Below are 24,823 nucleotides of genomic sequence, written 5' to 3' on the forward strand. Positions count from 1 at the left end.
CGTCTGAAATGAGTCATTTAGCAAGATCAACTGTCGTTTTAGATGTTATTAGAAAAGCCTCAAAATGATGGTTGCAGCCCCCTCCTTATCGATCATTGTAGCCATCTGGGTGGCTGAAATGCCAAGCCCAGGCTGTTTGGATGATGGTTTCGATATTATCAAATTTTGGTTGCCAGCCGAGAATTGCACGCGCCTTCTCAGAGGATGCGATCAGGGTATCTGGATCTCCTGGTCTACGATCTGCAATTTCAAGTGGAATCGGATGTCCCGTCACCTTGCGGGCTGCTTCAACGATTTGAAGATTAGAGAATCCGGTCGATGAGCCCAGATTAAAGGCAGTCGATTCATTCCCTTTTCTGAGATACTCCACCGCAAGCAGATGGGCATCTGCCAAGTCAAATGGATGGACATAGTCCCGAACATTGGTACCATCTGGTGTATCGTAGTCATCTCCAAAAATTGCGATCTTCTCGCGTTTACCTTGGGCTACTTGTAAAACGATTGGTAAGAGGTGGGTCTCTGGTCCGTGGTCTTCGCCAATCGACCCGTCTGGCTTAGCACCAGCCACATTAAAGTAACGAAGGGGCACATACTTGATGCCATAGGCTTGATCGGCCCAGCGCATGATGGTTTCCATCATGAGTTTGCTTTCGCCATAAGGATTAATTGGTTTTTGTGGAGTGGTTTCAAGAATCGGAATCTCTTCTGGAATACCGTAGGTGGCAGCGGTTGAAGAAAAGACGATGTAGTGCACCCCACATTCATGCATGACTTCCAAGAGTTTGACCATGCCAGCTGTATTGTTGTCAAAATATTTCAATGGATCCGCCATAGATTCCGCGACCAGTGAGTAGGCCGCAAAGTGGATGACCGCATCAATATCTGCATGTTCCTTAAAAACAGTGCGCATAAAGTCTTGATCCGCTAGGTCTCCTTGGTAAAAGACGGCATCTGGATGCACCGCTGCACGGTGGCCTGTGACCAGGCTATCGACCACGACGACTTTTTCCTGTCCTTCATTGACCAAACGGTCTACCATGTGGGAACCGATATAGCCAGCTCCTCCGAGTACGAGTATTGCCATTTGTTTTCCTTTCGCTTCTTTGTCTTCTCTCTTATTGTATCAAATTTCTGTCGCTTCTCCACACTTAAAGTGTCGCAACAAAGCGTCTAAACGCAGCTTGTCCTTCTGCGCTTCTCTTGTAGACACCGGCATCTTCGAGCACGCGCGCAAAGATCTGACCGACTGATTCACGAACAATGGTTTCTGCTTCTGCTTCTTCTGTGATGGATGGGTGAGTGGCTTTCAAGTCAGCAGCCCAGTCCTGGTGGTAGGTTGCCAGTGTGCTCTCACGGTCAAGCAAATAGTTTTGGACCTGCTTGAGCTCTTCCTTGAGTCGTGGTGGCAAAATCGCTAGGCCCATGACTTCGATCAGGCCGATATTTTCTTTTTTAATGTGTTGCACATCCGCATGTGGGTGATAAATACCATCGGGATGCTCTGGTGAGGTTTGGTTGTCACGGAGCACCAAGTCCAGTTCATAATGCCCATCACGGATCCGTGCAATAGGGGTAATGGTATGGTGGGGCTGACCGTCGGATGCCGCTAAGACTAGCACAGCTGGATCCGAGTAGCTTCGCCAGGCTGTTAGGATATGGTCTGCCAGGGCAATCAATTGTGCCTTGTCGTCCGATTGCAAACGAAGAACTGACATAGGCCAGTTTACAATTCCTAGCGATACAGCTTCAAAGCCCTCAATGGTAAAGCTTTCCTCAACAGGAGCCAGCTCCATAGGGAAGGTGTGGCGTCCGCCTTGATAATGGTCATGAGTCAGGATGGATCCTCCTACAATGGGTAGATCTGCATTGGAGCCTGCAAAATAGCCTGGAAAAGTCTCGACAATGGTCAAGAGTCGCTCAAAGGTCTTGCGGCTAATGGCCATAGGAACATGCTGGCTATCGAGAAAAATGCAGTGTTCATTGAAGTAGGCATAAGGGGAATACTGGAAGCCCCAGTCATGACCGTCCATGTCAAAGCGGATGATCCGATGATTGGCACGGGCAGGATGGTCTAGGCGACCTTGATAGCCTTCATTTTCAAAGCACAGTTGGCAGGCTGGATAATGACTAGCTTTAGCCAGCTTCGCCGCTGCGATGTCTTTAGGATCTTTTTCAGGTTTTGACAGATTGATGGTGATTTCAAGGGAGCCATAGGGAGTTTCTGCCTCAAAGGCAATGTTTTGTGCAATCGCCTTGACCTTGATGTAATCATTGCGCTTAGAGAGGGCGTAGAAATCAGCAATCGCATCTTCCTTGGACTGACCGTAAGTCTCCCAGAAATAGCGGTTGACCTGACTAGGACTGGGTGTGATCCAATCCATCAACTCTGCTCCCAAGCTGTCCTTTGCGGCCATGCTATCTTGGATCTTACTATTCGCAACTGCGATTTCCACCAGCTGATCTTTGAGTGCGATCAAGTCAGCTTGATGAGCTGGGGCGTCTAGCCCTTCTTCTCCAATGCGACTCATAACGCGGTTTTTTAGATAAATCCGATCCATCTCTTCATAGTCACTTGCATCAATGACGGCTGTGACAAATGCATCTAATACCAGTTCTGTCATCCTATCTCCTTTTTAATCAAGCACCCGTGTTCCCGCAGCAACCTCTGCAATGTAGAAACTTGGCGCATAGCCAACGATTTCCTCATAGCGTTTGCCGACAGCTTCCTCAAAAGCCTCAACCTTATCTTTGTTGACAAGGGCGATGGCACACCCACCAAAGCCTGCTCCCGTCATACGAGCACCAAGCACTCCTTCTTGTTCCCAAGCTGTATGCACTAAGGTATCCAATTCTAGACCAGTCACTTGATAGTCATGCTCCAAAGATACGTGGGAAGCATTCATGAGACGGCCAAAGCCTTCCAAATCACCTGCTTCAAGCGCCTTGCGTGCTTGGAGGGTCCGTTGGTTCTCAAGTACAGCATGACGAGCCCGTTTGATGCGATTTTCATCCTTGATCAAGTAGCTGTAAGCATCAAAAGCCCAGAGATCCAATTCCCCTAAGGTTTGGATGTCTAGTTTTTCTTGGAGTTCAGAGACGGCGGTTTCACATTCCGCGCGACGTTCATTGTATTTGGAATCCGCTAATTCCCGGCGTTTGTTGGTATTCATGATGACCACGACATTGTCTTTAAGGTCCAGCGGTACCAAATCATATTCTAGGGTGTTGGTATCGAGATAAATAGCCCGTTGATCAGCCCCCATACCGATGGCAAATTGGTCCATGATACCAGAATTAACCCCGATGAAGTGATTTTCGGTTTGTTTCCCGATCTTGACCAGATCTAAGCGGTCTAACTGAAGATCAAATAGTTTCTCAGCGATGACGCCAATCAAGAGCTCTAAGGAAGCTGAAGAGGAGAGGCCTGATCCATTAGGAATATTGCCGTAGACATAGACGTCCATGCCGCTATCAATGACGTGTCCCGCTTCTTGTAAGAAATGAAGCACACCTTTTGGATAGTTGGTCCAGTTGTGCTCTTTTTCAAAACGAAGATGATCCAGTGGGACTTCAATGATCCCCTTGTCTTCAAAATTTCCTGAGAAGAAACGCAAGACCTTATCCTCACGCTTTCTTGCTGCCCCGTAGGTACCAAGCGTAATGGCTGCTGGGAAGACATGCCCTCCGTTGTAGTCTGTGTGTTCACCGATCAAATTAATCCGTCCTGGTGAAAAGAAGGTATGATCAGCCTTCTCGCCAAAGACAGCCTGAAACTTTTCTTGTAGATCTTGAGACGTGATTGATGTAGTCATGAGAAACTCCTTTTAATTTTGTAAACGTTTTTATACTTGTATTATAATCGATTAAAAGTAAAACTTCAAGTATTTTTAGTAAAATTTTATTTATTTTTTATATTGTCTTCAAAAAGCTTACAATAGTGCTTCCCTGCTCTATCTCGACCTCTTATACTATTCTATTTTGAGTTAATTTTAGTAAAATTTTATCAAAAAATCTCAATTGGGAGTGACCCAATTGAGATTCTTCATTCCTTAGTTTTTCTTTCTTGGATAGACAAAGGATCCAAGGAAGGTTAAGAGGCTGACACCCATAAGGGCTAGGAGGTTCTCGGTTTGACCGGTCTTTGGCAATACCGATGAAGCAGGACTAGCGGATACACTTGCAGGAGCCTGAGCAGTGTCATGTGACACAGAGACCGGAGTAACTTGTGGTCCATCAAGAGAGCTTGCATTTTCTTGCTTGCTAAGAAGGACCTGTGTCTCTGTATTTCCAACCACTACTGGTTTTGTCTGATGGGTTGGATCTAAAACTGGTGAAGTTGGGTCTTGGGCTTCTGGTGTTGGTAATGGTGTTGGTAATGGAGCAGGTGCTGGATAGAAGAGACCATGACCAATACGGTAAGCATACTCTGTTTCCGACATTTTTCCATCTACAATTTTTGGAATATCCACCGGTAAGGTACCTAGGTGTTCCTTACCATTGAAGATGACTTCCACTCCTGCAGGAATATTAGGACCGAAGGCATTGTCTGGTTTGAGGGATTCTGTCGGATCCATTCCCTTATTTCCATAGACTGCTAGAATAGCTTTGGCTGCTGGATAGTTGGCTACATCATAAGGTTTCGAGATGGAAAGGACAGCTGCCTTCTTATGGTTGGTGTTGGCATATTGGACGATTTCAGTTGGGATCTTGGTTCGCCAGAAATTTTTATCCAGTTGCCCTTCATAACCGATCTCTGAAATCACTACGATGTGAGTGGCTTTTTCGAGGTCTTCTTTTAGACTATCAAGGGTGGATTCTTTGGTGAAGTTCTTGGCCACAAAGGAGGTATCTTTTGGAAGCACCCCATCCGCGATTAAGCGACGCATGCCCAAATTTAGTCCAGGGACTTCATTTTCAAAAGCTCCTAAGAGGAGGACATGATCTCCTTTTTGAACCTTAAATGGTAAGGTATGGTCTTCATTTTTTACAACTGTCACCGCTGCTGCCGCAATCTTGCGTTCCAAATCACGATTAAGGTTGGAGCCGACTGCTTCTTCTGCTTTTTCAGGCGTCCGAGCACTCGGATCAAAATTCAGGACCCCGCGTTTTTCTTTGAGGGTGAGAATCCGACGAACTGACTCATTTAAACGTTCTTCTGAGATGTCACCCGTTTGCACCGCACGCACCACTTCATCGACAATGGTATCAATCTTGCTTAAATCGGTTTTACTGCGAAGGGTCGTTGGCATCAAGACCAGGTCAACTCCAGCCTTGATGGCCATTTTTACAGCTTCGACTTCACCGAAGTTCTTAGCGATAGCATCCATTCCCATGGCATCAGAAACAATCACGCCCTTATAGCCGTATTTCTTCCGTACCAAGCCCGTTAAAATATCATCAGAGAGTGTCGCTGGAACATAAATTTTCTCACCAGTTTCTTTTGACACAACCTGATCTTTTTCAATTTGTGGGTATTGGATATGGGCCGTCATCAAGAGGTCTACGCCAGCATCCATGGCTTTTTTGAATGGAAGGAGTTCTAATTTTTCAAGTTCGGTAAGAGATTTGTCCACCAAGGGGAGACCTGTATGGGAATCGACCGCTGTATCTCCATGACCTGGGAAATGCTTAGCAGCTACAGCGACATTGTAGTCTTGAATCCCTTTCATCATTGGAATTCCTAAGTAAGCAACCCGGTTTGGATCAGAGGAGAAGGAACGAAGCCCAATGACAGGGTTTTGTGGATTATTATTGGTATCTAGAACCGGAGCGAAGTCCACATTCAGGCCTAGTGCAGAAAGTTCACGTCCGATGATTTGACCGGCCTCTTTAGCTAGTTTAGGATCATTGGTCGCTCCGATCGCCATATTTCCGGGGAGAGCTGTACCGCTACCCAATCGATAGACGATCCCCCCTTCTTGGTCGATGGCTAACAACAGCGGAATCTTCCCGTTATTGGCCTTGTTTTCAATAGCCGCCTTTTGCATATCTTGTGTCAGAGCCAGTGTTTGCTTGGTTTCTTTCACATTCTCAGCAAACAAAATGACGCCACCAAAATCATACTTATCAATAGCTTCTGCCACTTCCGCATTGACCTTGGTGAGATCTTGTGGCGACTCCTGACCTGCCTCCTGCCACTTACGGAAGTCCGGCATGATCATTTGCGTCACCTTTTGCTTGAGAGGCATGTCTTCAAGCAGTTTTTCCACTTGAGGAGATGCCGTCTCCGTTGTTGTCACCGTTGGCGAGGTAGCAGGGACTGCTTCACGGTCAGTCGCAGCCGGTGTTTCAGTTCCCCCTCCCTGATTTTCTGTAGAGGTTTCTGGAGCTGGAGATGCCACAACCTCCTCTACTGTTGCTGCCGGTTCATTGGCTTGATCCGGTGTTTGAACTGTGTCTGCCTTTGCTGTTTGGACCGATAATAGAGCAAAAGCCGTTAATAGGGCCGCAGATGGATAAATGATTTTTTTCATAAAGCGACCTCCTTTCTTCATGGATATTGTACCATTGTTTTATAGTTTTGTAAACGGTTGCAATACCTGAAATAAAAAATAGGATAAGCGCTTTTTCACTTATCCTTTAGTTCATTCCTATTTTTTTAAAACACAATGTCTTGACCATTTTCTGTCACTTGGTAAGTCCCGTCAGCAAGATTGATTCGGGCTGTTGCTGTGACGGTCTGGTCTTTGTTTTGGCGCGTAATGACAATGGTATGTTCATCTGGTGTTTCCACCTCAATGCTTCCTTCTAAGTCAAAAGCTTGCGAGTTGTTCCGGAAACTAAAGAGCTTGAGAAGGGATTTCACAACTGGACGCTCTACTTCTTGAGCAATTTCTTCATTGCTGTAGTAATGACGGTTGATATTGCGTCCTTCCTTGGTGTTTTCTAAGAGTTCCAAATCATTCTTCCCAGCTAGGAATCCAACATAATACACTTGTGGAATGCCCGGCGCAAAGGCTTGAATCAAGCGGGCTAGGAAGTACTTGCGATCGTCATCTCCAAGTGCTGAATAGTAGGTCGAATTGATTTGGTAGATGTCCAAGTTGTTGTACTCTGCTGTTGAATACTTGCGTTTCACATTTGCTCCTACCTTGTAGAGCTCATTTGATGCATAGTCAATTTCTTCATCTGTCAAGATATCCTTGACATCAACTACCCCAATCCCGTCATGTGTGTCAAGTGTCGTGAATTGCTTCATGGGACTCATCTTCAACCACTTGGCAAGGCGATCCACTTTTGAGCTATAGAGGGTATAGAGGGTCACCATGGGTAGCGCGAAGTCATAGACATAATAGTCGTGATCGGCAATCTTAAATTGGATGGAATAGTGTTCATGAATCTCTGGCAAGAGCTCCGCACCGTAGCTGGCTGCCATATCACGCACCTTGTCCAGCAAGTCCCAAATGTCTGGCTCCACGAAGAAATCATTGGTATCCAATTTCTTGACCGCATAGGCAAAGGCATCTAGGCGAATGAGGTCACAACCATTGCTTGCCAGGTGTTCGATGGTCTTGCGGATAAAGTCCATGGTCACTTCCTTGGTCACGTCCAAGTCGATCTGCTCTTCCCCGAAGGTATTCCAGAGATGCTCAGTTGTCCCATCCGCAAAGGTAATTTCTTGTTTGGGAGCTCGATCCTTGCGCTTATAAATCAAGTCCACATCCGCTTGAGTCGGACGATTCTCCGGCCAGAACTTGTCCCAGTTGAGAAAGAGATCCTTGTAAGCACTTTGGTCGTGCTTCTCTTGATAATCTTTGTAGTATTTAGACTGACGGGAAATGTGATTGATCATAAAGTCAAACATGAGATAGTACTTGTCCCCCAGTCGTTTGACATCTTCCCAATCTCCAAAGGCTGGATCCACTTGGTCATAGTCCACAGGCGCAAAGCCACGGTCACCAGTTGATGGGAAAAAAGGCAAGAGGTGAACCCCACCGACTGCATCCCCAAAATGTTTCTCTAGATTTTCATAGAGATCCTTAAGGTTGTTTCCTAAACTATCTGAGTAAGTAATTAACATGGTCTTATTTTGAATGGGCATAATGGTTTCCTTTCCTTTTTTGAAAGCTAAGTCTGAAGAGACCTGGCTTTTATGAGTTTATGTATTTTAAGAATTGCTTCATAGGATACGATTTAAATCAGCAAGCTGAATCGCCCCTTTGTATACGGAATTGAACACGGGACTAATTTCTTAGGAAAAAAGATAAATCTCCTTGTGTGCAAGCACACTACGTCGATTTCCTATATTTCCTCAGCCGTTACTACTTCAGTAGTTTACGGATGTGGATGCCCTAGGGTGCTACAGAAATTTTCAGCAAGCTGAATCGTCCCTTTGTATACGGAATTGAACACACCCTAAGCTCTGTGTGAAAAAGATGAATCTTCCAAGAAGCCAAGACTTCTTATTCAGATTTCCTATATTTCCACAGCCGTTACTACTTCAGTCGTTTACGGATGTGGATGCCCTAGGGTGCTACAGAAATTTTCAGCAAGCTGAATCGTCCCTTTGTATCTTATTTCACTGCGCCGTTGCTCATTCCTGCGATGATATGGCGTTGGAAGAAGAGATAGACAATGGTGATACTGATAATGCCGACCACGTATGAGGCAAAGCTTGGTCCGTAGTCGTTGAAATATTGGCCTGCGTAGTTGTATTGGAACAATGGCAGAGTCCACATTTTGGAATCCCGGTTCAAGACAAGGAGTGGCAACATAAAGTCATTCCAGAACCAAAGGGCATTGATGATCATGGTTGTCGCATGCATCGGTTTCATCATTGGGAAGATGATGCGGAAATAGGTTGTAAATTTATTAGCCCCATCGATCTCTGCTGCTTCATCCAGACTTTCTGGGATTGAGATTTTGATATAGCCGACATAGAGGAAGAGGGTCTGTGGAATCGCATAGGCCAAGTAGAGCAAGATCAAACCAAAGGTATTAGCCAAACCGAGTTTACTCATCATAACGGTAATTGGAATCATGATAACCTGGAATGGGACGAAGATCCCAAGGATTAAGAGGGTGTACATGATGGTAAAGGCTTTTCTCTTACTCATATTGCGTGCGATGGAGTAGGCTGCCATGGGGATAAAGAGCATTACTGCAAGTAAAGACAAGACAGTGATGACGACAGAGTTCCAGTAATAGCCTCCGATCCCATCCGCTAAGAGACGGCTAAAGTTGTCCCATGTGAAGTTGGTTGGAAAGCCAAAGAAATTATCTACGATATCCTTGGTGGGTTTGAAGGAACTAAAGAGGGTGGCAAGGAGGGGCACTAAAATCAGAACCGATCCTAGAATCAATAGAATGTATTTGCCAATCAAGGCTTTTCTTTCATCTTGTTTCATCGTGCTTCTCCTCTTAAATTTCAAATTTCTTAGATACTCTCAATTGGATGATCGAAATCACTACAATTAAGAAGAACAAGATTACGGCAATGGCATTGGCATAACCGAATTGGTTGTTTTTAAAGGCATAGTTATAAACCAAGAGCCCAAGTGAGGTTGTGGCATTGTTTGGACCACCACCGGTCATGGCAAAGACTTGGTCAAAGGCAGTCAGCCCACCTTTTAGGGCTAGGATAAAGACCATAGAGACACTTGGTAGCAAGTAAGGCAATTCAATGTTCCAGAAAACTTGCTTGCTAGTCGCGCCATCAATCCTTGCTGCTTCTGTAATCTCAGTTGGAATAGATTGCAAACCAGCTAGGAAGATGATGATGGGCATAGCCACCCCTTGCCAAAGAAGGACAAAGACAGCTGCGAAGATTGCTCCCCACTTAGTCCCTAAAAGACTGGTTTGGAGGAACTCAATATGAAGGGCATTCCCAATCGCTGGAAGACCGTAGTTGAAGACTTGCTTGAAGATCAAAGCTACTGTCAAACCAGACAAAACAGCTGGGAAGAAAAACCATGCACGGAAGAAGGTTTGACCTTTGATTTTAGAGTTCAAGACACGCGCAATGAAGATCCCAAGTGCAATCTCACCAACCACCATGGCAATCGTGATGATCGCGGTAAAGCCAATCGCATTCATGAATTTTGGATCCATGAAGAGGAGTTTAAAGTTGTTCAAGCCGACAAACTTGTAGTTATAGGTCAAACCTGTCCAGTTGGTAAAACTGTAAAAGGCTCCTTGGAACATCGGCACATAGAAGAAAATTGCTTGTAACAAGAGGGGGATGACCACAAATGCCCATGCCCAATATTTTTGTAATACTTTTTTCATAGTCTCTCTACTCCTAATCCACATCCGCTTTCATCGGGTTAAAGAAGGCATTCAAATCATTGACCATTCCTTGTTTATCACCTGTCAAGACATAGTTCATGGTCAAGGTATGGAAGTCTGCTTCACTGGTCCAGTATTGTTGCAACCAGACCAAGTGACGATCCGTAAAGGCATATTCGGTCATACCAGCAAGCGGTGAATCTTCTCCTGCTTGTTTGACCCCTTCGATCGCTGTTGGAGATCCGTCCACATCGTAGTATTTTTGCATGACTTCTGGACGGGTCATGTATTCCACAAAGGCATTCGCTTCTTTTGGATGTTTGGTAGTAGCTGAGATAGACCATGCCAAGTCACCAGCACCAACAGTTAAGCTTTGTCCTTTTTCTTTTCCTGGAATCATGAAGGTTCCAACCTTAAAGTTCGGTTTTTGTTCATTGATCGCTGTAATCGCCCAAGACCCATTTGGTGTCATGAGGACATCCCCACGTGCGAAGGCTCCGATAACATCGGTATAGCCAGCACCTTCCCAGTTCTTTTGTTTCGAACCTTTAATGCGAAGGATATCCATGACCTTGATATCATCTTTCATAATCGGATCAGACAATTTAATGGCATTTGGTTGAGAATAACGAAGGTATTGATTGGCTTCTTTTCCTCCACCTGTTGCTGTCGCAAAGGCTAATTGATTGTAACCATTGAGTGTCCAAGCATCTGCACCTGCAATTCCAAATGGTGTTTGTCCTTTAGCAACGATGTCTTTGACTAACTGTTCAAATTCATCCCAGGTTTCAGGAACCTTCAAGCCCAGTTCTTCGAATTTATCTTTGTTGTAATAAATTCCGTAAGCATTGGCTGTAAAGGGAACGTTGTAGACTTTTCCGTTCACGGCATATTTTTCAGCATAGCCATTTTTCACGCGTTTCAGATAGTCTTTATTGGACAAATCTTCGAAGACACCTGCTTTTGCCCATTCTTGTAGTTCGATGGACTGTGGGTATATATTAACCACATCTGGCACATCTCCTGCGAGGACACGTGTTTTCAATACTTCACCACCGTTCGGTACATTGACAACTTTGACCTTGACCTTTGGGTTTTCCTTTTCAAAATCACGCGCGATTTCTTCCAAAGTTTTAGTCATTTCTTTTTTCTGGTTGAAATACTCGATGGTCACTGTGCCATCCGCCGATTTTCCATCGTTGGAGCAAGCACCGAGCCCAAACAAGGCTAAGCCTGTTGTCGCAAGAAGTCCGATTTTTTTATACCATTTCATTTGGCTGTCTCCTTTTATTTTTTGACAAAAACATATTGTTTAGTAAGGAAATCTCCCTGAGGAAGAACGACGGTTAAGCCGGCATACATGAGCTCAGCTCCTGAATAAACTTGGTTGGTCCCTTCTAAGCTATAGAGCGCATCTTCTTCCAAACCTTTGAGCTTCAGAGTCGGCTCGATCTCCTCAACCGTTGATAAGACCCTTACATAGGTTACAACCGTACAGTCTTGATAAGTGAACTGGACGGCTGCTTGATTGCTACCATGACCTGGATTGATCAAGCGGTAGTGTTTTCCGAATTGGACAAGGGGTCGAATCGTTTTGTAATGAGCAACTTGATCTGCAATCCTATCCAACTCTTCTTGAGAAAGACTGGTCAGATCCAATTCGTAGCCTAGATTTCCCATCATGGCTACATGTCCACGCGTTTCTAGTGGTGTGATCCGTCCCATCTGATGATTTGGCACCGCTGATACGTGAGCGCCCATGGAAATAGTTGGATAGAGATAATTAGATCCATACTGGATCGGAAGTCTGGCCATGGCATCCGTATTGTCACTCGCCCAGACCTGCGGGAAGTAACGCATCATCCCCAGGTCATTGCGACCACCACCACCTGAGCAAGACTCAAAGAGGATGTGCTCGTATTTCTCCGTCAAGTACGAAACCACTTCATAGAGACCCAAGATATAAGCATGGGATTGCATCTTGGTTTCTAAGTAGGTTTTCCCATTTCCAAGCTTGGTGATATTGCGGTTCATATCCCATTTGATATAGTCGATCTCATGGTTTCCAAGCAAGTCATCCAAGACCTGCTTGATATAAGCTACTACTTCTTTATTTGAGAAATCAAGCACCAGTTGATTCCGTGAATAGGTGTGTTCATAGCCTGGGACTTGAATAGCCCAGTCCGGATGAGCCCGATAGAGGTCGCTATCAACAGAAATCATTTCGGGCTCCACCCAAAGGCCAAATTGAAGTCCCTTGTCATGGATGCCTTGGATCAATTCTGTTAGACTTCCACCTAATTTTTCTTCATTGACGGTCCAATCACCAAGGGCCCGATTGTCATCATAACGATTGCCAAACCAGCCATCATCAAGAACAAAGAGTTCGATCCCCACTTTTTGAGCTTCGTCTGCTAGCTCCAATAATTTGTCTTTCTTGAAATCAAAGTAGGTCGCTTCCCAGTTGTTGATAAGAATTGGACGTTCTTTATGGGCAAACTGGCTAGGAATGATATGGTTTTGGACAAATGCTTGACTCTCTTGACTGAGACCGGTCAATCCCTTATGGGAGTATGTGATCATGGCCACTGGCGTATCAAAGCTCTGATTTGGTTCCAATTCCCAAGCGAAGTTTTCAGGATTGATCCCCAGTCCAACCCGAACTTCATTGAGTTGATTTTTCTGAACAAATCCTTCAAAATTCCCACTGTAGAGCAGTTGGAAAGCCAGAGCAGAGCCCGCATCTTCTGTCACTTCATGATCGGCAAGGATAAGGGCTGGAGTCTGGGCGTGTCCAGAAGCACCACGATTGGAGCTGATGGAGAAAATTCCTTGCTCCACTTGCTGACGGCGGACTGTTTTTTCTCTCGCATAGGCTCCTTGCAGAGTGATAATATCGTAATCACTGGCTGGCAGATCGGCCAACACACTGAGAGCCTTGTGGATTACAACCTTTTCATCACTCAAGTTTTCAATCTTTGAGAAGCTGGTGATGGTTGCCCGATCCTCGTAGGCGGTGTAGTAGAGGGTCAACCGCAAGGCCGCTTGATCATCTTCAAAGACCAGTGCCAAGGTTTCAGCCTGATCTACTGAGTGAGGGTTCGGAAGACCGGTCGCCTCGACACTACCAGAGTAGATATTGGCTCCGATATAAAGGAAATCCGTCACCTCTGTAACGCCGTGCTGGATCTGAATAGACGGCTTTCGAAAATCTCCTAGTCCGTGCTGGCCCAAAACCTGTCGCTGGGTATCTAGACTAAAAGTTCGATTGTCAGGTGTTGGATTTCCAGCGAAAGCATGGTCCTTCTCATGCACCGTATTGGAAAAATGATAAGACGGGATCGGACGTCCCAGATGCTTGAGCATCAGGTAGCCATCGCGATTTTCAAGGATGAGGCTCAGTCCCTTACTTTCTACATAGAACAAATTTTGTTCGATACGAATTGCCATATCTTCCTCCATTGGACCCTAAAAATATCACTATGTATTTTTATATTTAGTTCCAATATTTTTCTTTTTTTACATGTCTTTATTTTACCTGTTGTAAACGCTTTCGAAAATAGAATTTTGTTGGGCTTATATGGTAAAATGTTAGGTAGGAGGTTCAGCTATGTTAGTCTTTTCAGAATACCAAACCGACACCATTGATCTAGCCCTTGATTTTTACGGCTACGAAGATTGCCCTAAGAATTATGAATTTGGTCCTAGCTTTCGAGACAATTTTGTTCTGCATTTTATCACCGAGGGAAAAGGTGTCTTTCACATCAATAAAAATGAAATCCCTTTAGAAGCCGGGGATCTCTTCCTTCTCCCTAAAAATATGGTGACCTACTACCAGGCAGACGCAGAAGATCCTTGGTCCTACTACTGGATTGGGATTAGTGGCACCAAGGTGAGTGATTTCATGCGCTTTTCAACTCTTCATGCAAAAGGCTTTCTAAAGAAAAATGAAGTGGACACAGAGCGGATCGGGCTGTTTATGGAGCAACTTGTCCACAAGGCAGAGGCTTCAAAGATGACCTCGCACTACCAACTCCACCTTCTCTCTCAGATCTATGAACTGCTATTTCTTATCAGTGAAGTGGCTCCCGATATCCATCGGAGCCATCCATCTCCAACCTATCAACTCTATCTGACCTGCAAGCATGTGATTGAGAAGTATTACGCTATAGAGCATCTCAGTATTCAAGAGATCGCCGATGACCTCAATGTCCATCGGTCTTACCTGACAACTGTTTTTAAGGAGTTCCACCAGATCTCTCCCAAAGAATTCTTGCACTCGGTCCGCATGCAACGTGCCCAGCAGTTACTGACCAATACAGACGAAAGCATCAAGATCGTGGCTTACTCGGTTGGCTTTTCAGATCCCCTCTATTTTTCAAAGGCCTTTAAGGCCTATAGCCACCTGACTCCTAGCCAATATCGCAGCAAACATAAAATTTAGTAAAAATTTATTTCTTTTTACTAGCATTTAGAGTATACTGGAACTAGTAAGCAATAAAGGATGAACCATGGCAACGATTAAAGACATTGCAGAAAAAGCAGGCGTTTCTCAGGCAACGGTCTCTCGCGTCCTCAACCAAGATGTGACCTTATCGGTTGGTGAAGACACGCGCAGTCGGATTCTTCGCATCGCTGAAGACCTGCATTACCAAAAGAAAAGCCGCAAAACAGCGCCTCAACCAGTCGAAGATTCTCATAAAATCGTCATCTTTGAATGGTACACGCGCGAAGAAGAATTAGAGGACCTCTACTACTATGCCATTCGGATGGGCTTGGAGAAACAAGCCCAGGAATTAGGCTATGAGATCTTTCGTATCTTCAACAAGGACGATTGGTCTTTGATTCAGGAGGCAGACGGCATTATTGCTCTTGGGAAATTCAGTCCCAAGACCATTCAAGATCTAGAAAGCTACGGCAAACCCCTGATCTTTGTCGATAGCAATACCCTCTATCTGGGGCATTCTTGCGTGACGACCGATCTAGAAGATTCTTTCATCACCGCTCTCGAGTATTTCCTTGATCATGGCCACAAGGATATTGGACTCTTGGTCGGTCAGGAAGAGACCGCAGATGCGACACCGCTTCAGATGGATCCTCGTCAACGAGTCTTTCAACAGTTTCTCACGGAAAAAGGGCTTTATGAGGAGCGCTTTGTCGCTGTCGGCCAGTTCTCAACTGAGTCAGGCTATCAGATGATGGAGCAGCTGATTCAAGCACTGGGCGACGACTTACCAACTGCCTTTTTCATGGCCAGTGATGCCATAGCTGTTGGGGCCCTCCGGTCCCTTCAGGAACACCAAATCGCTGTACCTGATCGCGTCAGTCTCATTTCCTTCAATGATACCTCGATTGCTAAGTATGTCTTTCCTGCCCTCTCTACAGTGACCGTATACACAGAAGAAATGGGCAAGCAAGCCATTCAGCTGTTGCGGCAAACCTTTCAAGGGAGTCAACCAAGCGTTCCCTGCATGGTCAAATTAGCCACCAAACTGACGATTCGAGACAGCAGTCGATAGGAGATCTTAGTCTTATGAAAACACACGAAATCCTCTTTCAAACCCTTTCTCAGGCAGATGATTACGTCAACGGGGAACAGTTGGCAAAAGAATTAGGTGTTTCTCGCACCTCCATCTGGAAGGCTATTCAGCGCCTGGAAAAAGATGGGGTCGTCATCGAATCTCTAAAAAAGAAGGGTTATAGACTGGTCTCAGGCGATATTCTGCTTCCTGAAGTCATCGCAAGCAATACCCAGTTGACCGTTACTTTGAATGAAGAATGTCATTCTACCCAATTGGACGCAAAATTAGGCATGGAAGCCCATAAAGAGGGCAGGGCTCTCTACCTGGCCAAGTCCCAATCTGCTGGAAAGGGCCGCTTTGGTCGCGACTACTACTCTCCCGATCAAGGCGGCATCTATATGTCTCTTCATCTCAAGCCCCAACTCCCACCTGCGGAGCTCCCCCCTTATACCCTCATGGTCGCAGGAGCCATCTATAAAGCTATTAAAAATCTGACCCTGATCGATGTCGATATCAAATGGGTCAATGATATTTACTATCGCCATAAAAAAATTGGGGGAATCCTAACCGAAGCTATCACATCCATCGAGACAGGCCTTGTCACGGATGTCATTATCGGAGTCGGTCTCAATTTGGCTATCTCTACTTTTCCAGATGAGCTAGAAAGCAAGGCTGGTTCCTTATTTGAAGGCCCTTGTCCCATCACCCGCAATGACCTCATCAGCGAGATTTGGAGGGAATTTCTTCATACGGATATCGATGAACTGGTCTACCTCTACAAAGAGCGCTCCCTGGTCTTAGGACGAACCGTCACCTTTGAGCAGAACCAGCAGACCTATCAGGGCCTTGCAAAAGACATTTCCGATACCGGCCAACTCTTGGTTCAGTTAGAAAATCAAGAAGAAATCTGGCTCAATAGTGGCGAAATTTCCTTGACGAAATGGTGAAATGAAGTATAGAAAAAGCCACCCGAGGGTGGTTTTTTTGATCTATTTTGAAAGCTCCTTCTTCTCAAAGACTTGGGAAGCTTTATCTATTCTAAGATATCTAAACTAGTTACGGCTTTAGCTCTTGCTCCATTTTTCTACAAAGCGATTTAATTCTGTTTGCACTTTTTCTAGGAGCTCTTTTTTCTGAGAGTCACTGACCTTAACCCGTTTAGTGGTCCCATCTTTCTCCGTATGGAAATAACTAGCATGTAGTAATTCCCACTCTTTATCTAATGAAAAGGCTACATTTATTTTTTTCACCCTCAATGATCGTTGAAGAGGTAATCAAGTTTTTATTATCATCTTGACTTGGCACTCCTACGATCCATTTCAAATCCCCATCCATTTCCAGATGGTCTATGCCTCCCACATGTCTGATCTTTGCGTCTGAAGGAATCCCATAGCCAGCTTCTCTAATGGCATTAGCATTACGATGATCAAGTATTCTTGCCAGCAATTCAATTTTATTTTTAGATGAAAAATTTGGAGCTGGTTGTTCATCCGTAACAAAGAGAAGCCAAGCTACTAACACAGTCATTCCTAACAATAGAAAGATCATTCTTTTTTTAGCACAGACATCCTCCTCTCCTCACTTCTTTTCTAGCTCCGCTTCGATGTATTTCCAGTGTGGTACAAACCACCTAGAGGGTGGTTCGTTATTATCATAATTAAAAACACCCCAAAAGTTAGAAAGAATCCAACTTTTGAGGCGTTAATCAATTAAGGCTCATTATTGATAACAGAGCCATCAATACCAAATGTATAAGAAACACCATCAATAACTAAAGTTTTATTTGATGCAAATGCACCACCATCGTTAGGATCTGCATAATATCTTCTTCCCAATAAATCAAGCCAACCTGTTTTTAAATCACAATTATCCGGGTCAAAATAATAAGTTTTTCCATCTAGTAACTTAACCTGAGTAACAATGTTGGGCAAACCAAATTGATCAAAGTTATACGTTTTTCCATCTAGGAACATAACCAGACCAATACTGGCCTCACCAAAATGATCAAAGTAATACGTTTTTCCATCTATTGTTTGCCAACCTGATAGCTGTTCTCCACTTTCTGGATCGTAATAATACCATTCTGTGCCAGACAATCCTATCCAAGATACCCAACCTGTTTTCATGTCACCATTAGCTGGGTCAAAATAATAACTTTTACCATCTATCTTCTGGAAACCCTTTAACGCATGAGGAAAAAAGTAATACCATTTTCCATCTATATTTTGCCAACCCTCTACTCGTTCCCCACTCACAGGGTCGTAATAATACCATTCTGTGCCAGAATCTCCTATCTTAGATACCCAACCTGTTTTCATATCACCATTAGCTGGGTCAAAATAATATTTTTTTCCACCTATTTCATGCTCACCCGTAATTGGCCCGGTTGCTATGAGATAATACCATTTTCCATCTATCTTTTGCCAACCCTGTACTTTTGCTCCACTTACTGGATCAAAATAAGACCACCTTTTTTCTAGTGCCCCTCTAGCATCCCTATAGTCATAGTCCTCTTTATGCCAGCCGGTCACCATATAACCTCTTTCATCAAATTTATAAAGTTTCCCATCAATATGAGCTATTCTGCCTTTAATATAGGAACCATTGTTTAGTGAATACCACCAACCAACATTATCTTGATGCCAATCAGCCTTAACTTGAGATGCTAGAGCTAAAAGCAATATTACTAATACACCACCTAGCAATAGCTTAGTTATTTTTTTCATTTTTATTCCTCCTTATATCATCGAATGTGTACGCTTTCATTGTAGTGTCTTTATTACTTAAAATCAAATAATGTATGGATAGAGTGAGGTTATTATCACTAAAATAAAATATAAAGCTGGTCTCTTTTTTTATCCTTCAAAAGTCTGTCAATGCCCACTTTTAGGTGAAATTTTAGAAGATACTTTCTGTAATAGATCTAAAAAGACAATTAAATAAACAAACTTCTCTATTACTGCAGAACTTATAAAATTTTATCAACTAGTTTTATCATTGACTAGCTATAAGTAAGTATTTTTTTAAAAAAAGTTTCTTGGAACCTAAATAACTCGCTCTGATTGTATAATGCAATTCTTTATTTTCATAGTAAGAGCACCTCGAAAGTTTGAAAAAATAATTTTTGAGGTGCTAAGCAATTAAGGCTCATTATTGATAACAAAGCCATGCTTACCAAATGTATAAGAAACACCATCAATAACTAAAGTTTTATCGTATACAAGTGCACCACCATCGTTAGGATCTGCATAATATTTGTATCCGTATACTTCGAACCAGCCTATCTTCAATTCACGAGTATCTGGATCAAAATAATATCTTTTATTAGCTATATCTTTATACGACCTATGTGCTCCAAACTTACTAAAGTAATACCTTTTACCATCTATGTCTTGCCAACCTAATAGCTGTTCTCCACTTTCTAGGTCGAAATAATACTCCTCTGTTCCATAATCCAATTGTTTAGATACCCATCCTGTTTGCATATCGCAATTAATTGGGTCGAAATAATATGTTTTTCCATCTATATTCTGGAAACCTTTAACTGCATAATTTGAAAAGTAATACCATTTTCCATCTATTTTTTGCCAACCCTTTACTTGTGCTCCACTTACTGGATCAAAATATAACCAATTTGTATCTGAATTTTCTTGTTTAGATAGCCAACCCGTTTGCATATCTCCATTAACTGGATCAAAATAATAATGCTTCCCATCTATATATTGGTCACCCATAAGGGCACCGTCATTAGTTAGATAATACCACTTTCCATCTATATTTTGCCAGCCATTTTTTTTATCACCATTTACTGGATCAAAATAAGACCAGTTTTTTATATTCCCATAATTACTATCATTACGCTCCCATAGTAGCTGCCAACCGGTCATCATATAACCTCTGTCATCAAATTTATACCTCTTCCCGTTAATTTCAGCTTCCTCGTTTTTATAATAGTGACCCCTGTATAGTGAATACCACCAACCAACATTATCTTGATGCCAATCAGCCTTAACTTGAGATACTGGAGTTAAAAGCAATATTAGCAATGCACCACCTAGCAAACACTTAGTTGCTTTTTTCATTTCCTTCTCCTCCTTATATTTTTTGTATACGCTTTCATTGTAGCATGTTTATTTCTCTAAATCAAATAATGTGTGAATATAAGGAGGTTGCTATTTTTAGCGTCCAATGGATTACAATATCGAATTGATAAAAATAAGAATGCCTAAAAATAAATGTTCTTCTTTTTTATTGATACACACCAACACCTTTAACTTCTAAAATTATAAATAAAATCATGCCATTATTTATTGACAGCAAGTATGACATACTGTATATTATTATCAACTAGTGATATATTAAAAATCATTTATGAAAATTAAGAAAGAGGATTTTAAATTGGGAATCAAAATACATTGGCAAAAGATAGTCATTTTACTATCGTTAATTGCTATATTTCCATTAGCAAATGCTATTAAAACAGAGCTAAACAGAATTCATGAAGAATCTAATTCTACATTGACCCGAGCTAACGAAGAATGGAGACCGTTCGGTAATACTGAACTAGATAGTTATCTTAATAGTAACTCAAAAGTTTTCACAATAGAAGGTAAACTTTTAAAACGTCTACCGTATGAGTCAAATTCTGAGGAAATGCTATATGAGTTTGAAGTAGAAAGCATTGTTATCCAAACTTCAACAGGAAGTAAAAAGTATGAGATAGATAAAGCACATATTATTGTTATTACCTTTAATGATTTTGTTGATTGGGACCAATATCTTAAAAGTAATCTAGAATTCAACGGTATTACAATTGGTCTTAAAAATTATAAAGGAATTGGAAGATCAAGTCTTGAATTATTGGGTGTAGAAAACTCTCACGAAAAGGAAAGTTTAAACAGATCAGATAAAAAAATGCCTGACAGTGATGATACAACAGAGGCCAGTACTCCGACTGAAAAAGTTGATTTAGATAACTATTATAATTCTATTCAATCAGCCATCGATGAGATGAATAATAAAACTGGCGATACGCTCTCTATGGAAAGAACATCTGTTACTCCTGGAATAAAAATTAACCTTTCTCCATTAATTGCTTCTTATTCAGTATCTGACCAAAGAACAATCATAGGTGCCCTGAACGAAACATTCTATAACATAGCTAAAAATAATGGGGTGAATAGTCCGAGATTCTACTACTATATAGATAATGAAGAAATAGCGGTAAATCATTATATTATGGATCCGAGTAGTGTTAAATTCAAGGGCATACTGAAAAAATAGCATGAATTGTTTATAATAAAAGAGGCACTTATGCCTCTTTTTCTCTCCTTCAAACACTCTGTCACTGTCAATTTACTCTCCAGTATAATGTGACTCATTTATCGATTGCGAAATCCCCTAAAACCAGTATTTTGAAAAATAACAAAATTTAAAAAGTCTTAAATTAAGTCTTTGATATTTATCATAGCAAACTCTCAACTTTCCGGGAATCGTTTCTTTTTTGGGAAATATAATTTCATTATTTATCATTCAAAAATTTTTCCTTATAAAACAAAAAAATGCACATTTTTTTGCCTTTTAGTGTTATAATGTTTAGGTCGAATGCTAACAAATGTTTATGATATTTGATAAGTATTTACTAGCATTTGTTGCGTACTACTATAATTTAAACATTGACTTACCTATTGTTCTATCAACTGTTGATTTAGCTATAAGTTTTACAGAAATTACGAGAGGTGCAAGCATGATTAAATTCTTTATTATCTTGGTGTGTTTAAGCGGTGTTGGGTTAGCAGTTGTTTAATAATGTGTAGTACTTATGTTAGAATTACCGCGGTGGGTTCGAATCCCACCTAACCCATTATAGGTGACGTTTAGTTGCCTTTTTTATTATGTTCTCAATTTGCTAACCAAATCACGCTACTTAAATGGTTATTTACTAAAACTACTGAATTATCAATCAGCATGGATCTTAACTTTAATATCAACAGCTAGCTATGTACTTTATAATATTTTGATTATAAGAATTGAAACTTTTTTCTACCAAATTATATTTTAAATTACTTTAATTCGAAGAAATTTTTTATAATCTCCCTCAATTTCTAGCTATGCTACTATTTTATTCTATACTAAAATGAAAATTTCTACAGGGGGCATCCAATTATTCAACAGAATGATTGATATATCAAGCTTTTTTAAATTTTCAATAGTTTTTTGTACCAAGTGTTGTACCAAAAATTTTATATTCACAAAATAAACGAGTCTCATACCAAGACTCGCTATTTATCTAACACCTTGTTTTCATCAAAAAACCACCGCGAGGGTGGTTCTTTTTTATCAATCGTCGAACACTCCGCCTGTGAGTTGGTACATGAGGTAAATGTGTTCCAGGACTTTTACTTTATCCATGTGATCCACTTCTTTAAAGCCTCCTAATGCCAAGAGCGGGACAAAACCGAAACATTGGTTATAAGACAGAGCACCATGTTTTGACACAGCTTGTCTATATAAATCAAGTTCAAATTTTTTTGTAATATATTCGTTATCTAAATATTGAACGAATAAATCCATCCCCTTACAAATAATATCCAAATCTTGAATATTATATTGGACAATTCCCACATAGGCATTCTCTTCCCAAGTAATAATATCTCCAAATGCTGTTACGAACATAGGAAAAGCGACATCTCCTCTGAAATAGCTATCTCGGAGAAGTTCAAGATAATCCTCTGGATTAATCACCTTCAAATAACCATCTAAAAAGGTTCCCAGACCATCCTTTTGCCAAATCTGTAGCAACTCAGCTGGGACATGGTCCTTGTATTTTTCAATCACTTCTTGGGGCATATCTGCCACTTTTACAAAGTTTTCTAACATATTTTCCTCCTATTTGATTTCCTATCCACGTTTCACTCTGCCTCTAGTATACCACAAACCATATGTATCAGAGTCTACTTAACAAGAAGAATAACAGTTTCATAGGCATTTAAGTATCTAAAAAAATAATGTTTTTGAAACACTCTACCAAACACCATCCCCATATTATCCCTCCACTTGTGGTATGATGGTAGAGTATGTTTAGGTGCCAAACTACTTGAGCACCTCCGTGCTAAAAGGAGAACGAATATGAAAATCGCATGGAATGAAATGAAATACCAACCCAAGAAGTTTATCCTGATTGAACTCCTCATTACCATCCTCATGTTTATGGTGGTGTTCTTGTCCGGTCTGACAAATGGACTGGGGCGTTCAGTATCGGCCCAAATCGATAACTATGGGGCCCTGCACTACATCCTTTCGACGGATTCAGAAGGGATTATCCCCTTTTCAACTATTACGGCGAAGGATTTAGATGAGGTCCAAAAGATAGAGGGGATGGACTATTCGGGCTTGTCCATCCAGCGAGCAACCGTCTCAAAAACAGAGGATTCCAATACTCTGGATATCACCTACTTCGCGACCGATCACAACGAAGAGGAAATCCTCAATCCAATCATAGAAGATACAGACCTCAAGATCTCCGACTTAAAGAAAAACGAGGTCATTTTGGACAGTTCTTTCAAAGAGGATGAGGGAATCCAAGTCGGCGATCACGTGATCGATAAAACCTCTAAGCAAAAACTCAAGGTCGTGGCCTTCGCAAAAAATGCCAAATACGGCTATAGCGAGATTGGTTTTATCAGCTCGGAGACCTACACAGGCATGCGACAAAAGACAGATCCAAGCTATCAATGGCAAGCCCAAACCCTTGTGACCAAGAAAAGTATCACTTCTAACGATCTAACCAGCAACTTAATGGTGGCGGATAAGAAGCAGGTGATTGATAAAATCCCTGGCTACAAGGCTCAAAACCTGACGCTAAGGATGATCACTTGGGTTCTCTTACTCGCTTCTTCTGCTATCCTTGGGGTCTTCTTCTATATCCTCACCCTGCAGAAGTTGAAACAGTTCGGCGTCTTGAAGGCCATTGGCATGTCCATGAGCCAGATTACCTATGTCCAACTATCCCAGCTCACCATCATCTCCCTCATCGGAGTACTGCTGGGGCTTGGCTTGGCAACTATGATGGCGCCATTTTTACCCAATAGCGTCCCTTCCTTTATGACCCTGAAGGACAATCTCACCATCTCGGTTAGCTTTATCCTGACCTCTATCTTGTGTGGTGCCTTGTCCCTTGTCAAAATCAAAAAAGTAGATCCAATCGAAGTCATTGGTGGAAATGGAGAATAAGATGGCCATTATCGAATTAGAAAATATCAGAAAATCCTACGCCGATGGTAGCCAGATGCACCATGTCCTCAACCAGCTTAATTTAAGCGTCGAACCCAACGAATTCGTCGCCATCTTGGGCCCTTCAGGATCTGGTAAGTCCACTCTTTTGGCCATTGCTGGCTTGCTTTTGTCAGCGGATGAGGGGCGGATTCGCATCGCTGGCCAAGACTTGACCGGTCTCAACCAAGGCCAGTGGACACAAAAACGGCTGGAATTACTCGGCTTTATCTTTCAAGATCACCAGCTCCTCTCCTATATGAAAATCGGTGACCAATTAGAACTGGTGGCCAAATTAAAAGGGGAAAAGGACAAGAAAAAACGCCAAGAGGAAGTCAAAGCCTTACTGGCAGATCTTGGCATCGAAGCTTGTTACCACCAGTATCCGAATCAGATGTCCGGTGGACAAAAACAACGGGCAGCCATCGCTCGCGCCTTCATCGGAAATCCACAGGTCATCTTAGCCGATGAACCAACCGCTAGCCTAGACCCAGATCGAGGGCAAGAAATCGCCCAATTGATCCAAAAAGAAGTCAAATCCAAAAACAAGAGCGCCATCATGGTCACCCATGACCGCTCCATCCTGACCTATGTGGATACCATTTATGAATTAAAACACGGCCAATTGCTAAAGGTCGAAAAGCTTGATTAAATACAAAAAGCGAACAAGAGAAATTAAACTGCACCCCAAAAGTTAGACAGAAAAAATCTAACTTTTGGGGTGTTTTTATTATGAAATTGACTTATAAAGATAAAGTTCAGATCTATGAACTTAGAAAACAAGGATATAGCTTAGAGCAACT

19 protein-coding genes and 1 pseudogene are annotated in these 24,823 nt (G+C 42.3%); 7 read left to right on the forward strand and 13 right to left on the reverse strand.

Annotated elements, in window-relative coordinates:
* Positions 1–85: 85 nt before the first annotated feature.
* From galE to QM830_RS04535, 9 genes are all read right to left on the reverse strand, one after another.
* Positions 86–1,084 carry a UDP-glucose 4-epimerase GalE gene (galE, locus tag QM830_RS04495; RefSeq protein ID WP_414325761.1) on the reverse strand — a complete coding sequence of 333 codons (999 nt, stop codon included), beginning with the start codon at positions 1,082–1,084 and terminating at the stop codon, positions 86–88.
* A 64-nt stretch (positions 1,085–1,148) separates the two neighbouring features.
* A complete protein-coding gene (galT, locus tag QM830_RS04500; RefSeq protein WP_414325762.1) occupies positions 1,149–2,621 on the reverse strand; it encodes a UDP-glucose--hexose-1-phosphate uridylyltransferase in 1,473 nt (490 codons plus the stop codon).
* Between the two features lie 12 nt (positions 2,622–2,633).
* Positions 2,634–3,812, reverse strand: a complete 1,179-nt coding sequence (locus tag QM830_RS04505) for a galactokinase (protein WP_414325763.1) — start codon at positions 3,810–3,812, stop codon at positions 2,634–2,636.
* A gap of 237 nt (positions 3,813–4,049) precedes the next feature.
* Positions 4,050–6,473, reverse strand: a complete 2,424-nt coding sequence (locus tag QM830_RS04510; RefSeq protein ID WP_414325764.1) for a glycoside hydrolase family 3 N-terminal domain-containing protein — start codon at positions 6,471–6,473, stop codon at positions 4,050–4,052.
* 125 nt (positions 6,474–6,598) lie between these two features.
* A complete protein-coding gene (gtfA, locus tag QM830_RS04515) occupies positions 6,599–8,041 on the reverse strand; it encodes a sucrose phosphorylase (RefSeq protein WP_414325765.1) in 1,443 nt (480 codons plus the stop codon).
* A 472-nt stretch (positions 8,042–8,513) separates the two neighbouring features.
* The gene (locus tag QM830_RS04520; RefSeq protein ID WP_129299155.1) at positions 8,514–9,347 is read right to left on the reverse strand and encodes a carbohydrate ABC transporter permease; all 834 of its coding nucleotides are present in this window, start codon (positions 9,345–9,347) and stop codon (positions 8,514–8,516) included.
* Between the two features lie 13 nt (positions 9,348–9,360).
* The gene (locus QM830_RS04525; RefSeq protein WP_000757161.1) at positions 9,361–10,227 is read right to left on the reverse strand and encodes a carbohydrate ABC transporter permease; all 867 of its coding nucleotides are present in this window, start codon (positions 10,225–10,227) and stop codon (positions 9,361–9,363) included.
* 13 nt (positions 10,228–10,240) lie between these two features.
* Complete coding sequence (locus tag QM830_RS04530; protein ID WP_414325766.1) at positions 10,241–11,500, reverse strand: extracellular solute-binding protein; 1,260 nt, start codon at positions 11,498–11,500, stop codon at positions 10,241–10,243.
* 14 nt (positions 11,501–11,514) lie between these two features.
* Entirely contained in the window at positions 11,515–13,677 is a 2,163-nt protein-coding gene (locus QM830_RS04535) for an alpha-galactosidase (protein WP_414325767.1), read from the reverse strand.
* Positions 13,678–13,837: 160 nt separating this feature from the next.
* Here QM830_RS04535 and QM830_RS04540 point away from each other — a divergent pair, with 160 nt between their 5' ends.
* From QM830_RS04540 to birA, 3 genes are all read left to right on the forward strand, one after another.
* Entirely contained in the window at positions 13,838–14,671 is an 834-nt protein-coding gene (locus tag QM830_RS04540) for an AraC family transcriptional regulator (RefSeq protein ID WP_414325768.1), read from the forward strand.
* A gap of 67 nt (positions 14,672–14,738) precedes the next feature.
* Positions 14,739–15,746 carry a LacI family DNA-binding transcriptional regulator gene (locus tag QM830_RS04545; protein WP_414325769.1) on the forward strand — a complete coding sequence of 336 codons (1,008 nt, stop codon included), beginning with the start codon at positions 14,739–14,741 and terminating at the stop codon, positions 15,744–15,746.
* Between the two features lie 14 nt (positions 15,747–15,760).
* Entirely contained in the window at positions 15,761–16,696 is a 936-nt protein-coding gene (birA, locus tag QM830_RS04550; RefSeq protein ID WP_414325770.1) for a bifunctional biotin--[acetyl-CoA-carboxylase] ligase/biotin operon repressor BirA, read from the forward strand.
* Between the two features lie 268 nt (positions 16,697–16,964).
* Here the strand turns inward: birA and QM830_RS04555 are convergent, their stop codons facing one another.
* The 3 genes from QM830_RS04555 to QM830_RS04565 form a co-directional block, all read right to left on the reverse strand.
* The gene (locus QM830_RS04555) at positions 16,965–17,270 is read right to left on the reverse strand and encodes a hypothetical protein (protein WP_414325771.1); all 306 of its coding nucleotides are present in this window, start codon (positions 17,268–17,270) and stop codon (positions 16,965–16,967) included.
* 188 nt (positions 17,271–17,458) lie between these two features.
* On the reverse strand, positions 17,459–18,475 hold the full coding sequence (locus QM830_RS04560) for an N-acetylmuramoyl-L-alanine amidase family protein (protein WP_414325772.1): 1,017 nt from the start codon (positions 18,473–18,475) through the stop codon (positions 17,459–17,461).
* Positions 18,476–18,889: 414 nt separating this feature from the next.
* Positions 18,890–19,831: an N-acetylmuramoyl-L-alanine amidase family protein gene (locus QM830_RS04565; RefSeq protein WP_414325773.1), complete on the reverse strand. Its 942-nt coding sequence runs from the start codon at positions 19,829–19,831 to the stop codon at positions 18,890–18,892.
* Positions 19,832–20,120: 289 nt separating this feature from the next.
* On the opposite strand from QM830_RS04565, the gene QM830_RS04570 reads away from it, so the two are divergent.
* On the forward strand, positions 20,121–21,032 hold the full coding sequence (locus QM830_RS04570; protein WP_414325774.1) for a hypothetical protein: 912 nt from the start codon (positions 20,121–20,123) through the stop codon (positions 21,030–21,032).
* Between the two features lie 1,056 nt (positions 21,033–22,088).
* On the opposite strand, the gene QM830_RS04575 is transcribed toward QM830_RS04570, so the two are convergent.
* Positions 22,089–22,628 (reverse strand): T6SS immunity protein Tdi1 domain-containing protein, encoded by a 540-nt coding sequence (locus QM830_RS04575; protein ID WP_414325775.1) that lies wholly within the window; start codon positions 22,626–22,628, stop codon positions 22,089–22,091.
* Positions 22,629–22,877: 249 nt separating this feature from the next.
* Here QM830_RS04575 and QM830_RS04580 point away from each other — a divergent pair, with 249 nt between their 5' ends.
* The 3 genes and pseudogenes from QM830_RS04580 to QM830_RS04590 all read left to right on the forward strand — a co-directional run.
* Complete coding sequence (locus QM830_RS04580; protein WP_414325776.1) at positions 22,878–23,981, forward strand: ABC transporter permease; 1,104 nt, start codon at positions 22,878–22,880, stop codon at positions 23,979–23,981.
* Position 23,982: 1 nt separating this feature from the next.
* Entirely contained in the window at positions 23,983–24,672 is a 690-nt protein-coding gene (locus QM830_RS04585) for an ABC transporter ATP-binding protein (RefSeq protein ID WP_414325777.1), read from the forward strand.
* Positions 24,673–24,752: 80 nt separating this feature from the next.
* Positions 24,753–24,823: pseudogene (locus QM830_RS04590) on the forward strand (transposase); the annotation flags it as partial.

It is taken from the genome of Streptococcus sp. OMI750 (genome assembly GCF_047463895.1).
Taxonomy (GTDB): Bacteria; Bacillota; Bacilli; order Lactobacillales; family Streptococcaceae; genus Streptococcus.

Bases quoted from the DNA above. Each gene is read 5' to 3' on its own strand.
- QM830_RS04540 (WP_414325768.1), top strand. From the start codon at position 13,838: ATGTTAGTCTTTTCAGAATACCAAACCGACACCATTGATCTAGCCCTT.
- QM830_RS04530 (WP_414325766.1), bottom strand. From the start codon at position 11,500: ATGAAATGGTATAAAAAAATCGGACTTCTTGCGACAACAGGCTTAGCC.
- gtfA (WP_414325765.1), bottom strand. From the start codon at position 8,041: ATGCCCATTCAAAATAAGACCATGTTAATTACTTACTCAGATAGTTTA.
- QM830_RS04560 (WP_414325772.1), bottom strand. From the start codon at position 18,475: ATGAAAAAAATAACTAAGCTATTGCTAGGTGGTGTATTAGTAATATTG.
- QM830_RS04520 (WP_129299155.1), bottom strand. From the start codon at position 9,347: ATGAAACAAGATGAAAGAAAAGCCTTGATTGGCAAATACATTCTATTG.
- QM830_RS04570 (WP_414325774.1), top strand. From the start codon at position 20,121: ATGAAAATTAAGAAAGAGGATTTTAAATTGGGAATCAAAATACATTGG.
- QM830_RS04510 (WP_414325764.1), bottom strand. From the start codon at position 6,473: ATGAAAAAAATCATTTATCCATCTGCGGCCCTATTAACGGCTTTTGCT.
- galT (WP_414325762.1), bottom strand. From the start codon at position 2,621: ATGACAGAACTGGTATTAGATGCATTTGTCACAGCCGTCATTGATGCA.
- QM830_RS04545 (WP_414325769.1), top strand. From the start codon at position 14,739: ATGGCAACGATTAAAGACATTGCAGAAAAAGCAGGCGTTTCTCAGGCA.
- galE (WP_414325761.1), bottom strand. From the start codon at position 1,084: ATGGCAATACTCGTACTCGGAGGAGCTGGCTATATCGGTTCCCACATG.
- QM830_RS04575 (WP_414325775.1), bottom strand. From the start codon at position 22,628: ATGTTAGAAAACTTTGTAAAAGTGGCAGATATGCCCCAAGAAGTGATT.
- QM830_RS04580 (WP_414325776.1), top strand. From the start codon at position 22,878: ATGAAAATCGCATGGAATGAAATGAAATACCAACCCAAGAAGTTTATC.
- QM830_RS04525 (WP_000757161.1), bottom strand. From the start codon at position 10,227: ATGAAAAAAGTATTACAAAAATATTGGGCATGGGCATTTGTGGTCATC.
- QM830_RS04585 (WP_414325777.1), top strand. From the start codon at position 23,983: ATGGCCATTATCGAATTAGAAAATATCAGAAAATCCTACGCCGATGGT.
- QM830_RS04565 (WP_414325773.1), bottom strand. From the start codon at position 19,831: ATGAAAAAAGCAACTAAGTGTTTGCTAGGTGGTGCATTGCTAATATTG.
- QM830_RS04535 (WP_414325767.1), bottom strand. From the start codon at position 13,677: ATGGCAATTCGTATCGAACAAAATTTGTTCTATGTAGAAAGTAAGGGA.
- birA (WP_414325770.1), top strand. From the start codon at position 15,761: ATGAAAACACACGAAATCCTCTTTCAAACCCTTTCTCAGGCAGATGAT.
- QM830_RS04505 (WP_414325763.1), bottom strand. From the start codon at position 3,812: ATGACTACATCAATCACGTCTCAAGATCTACAAGAAAAGTTTCAGGCT.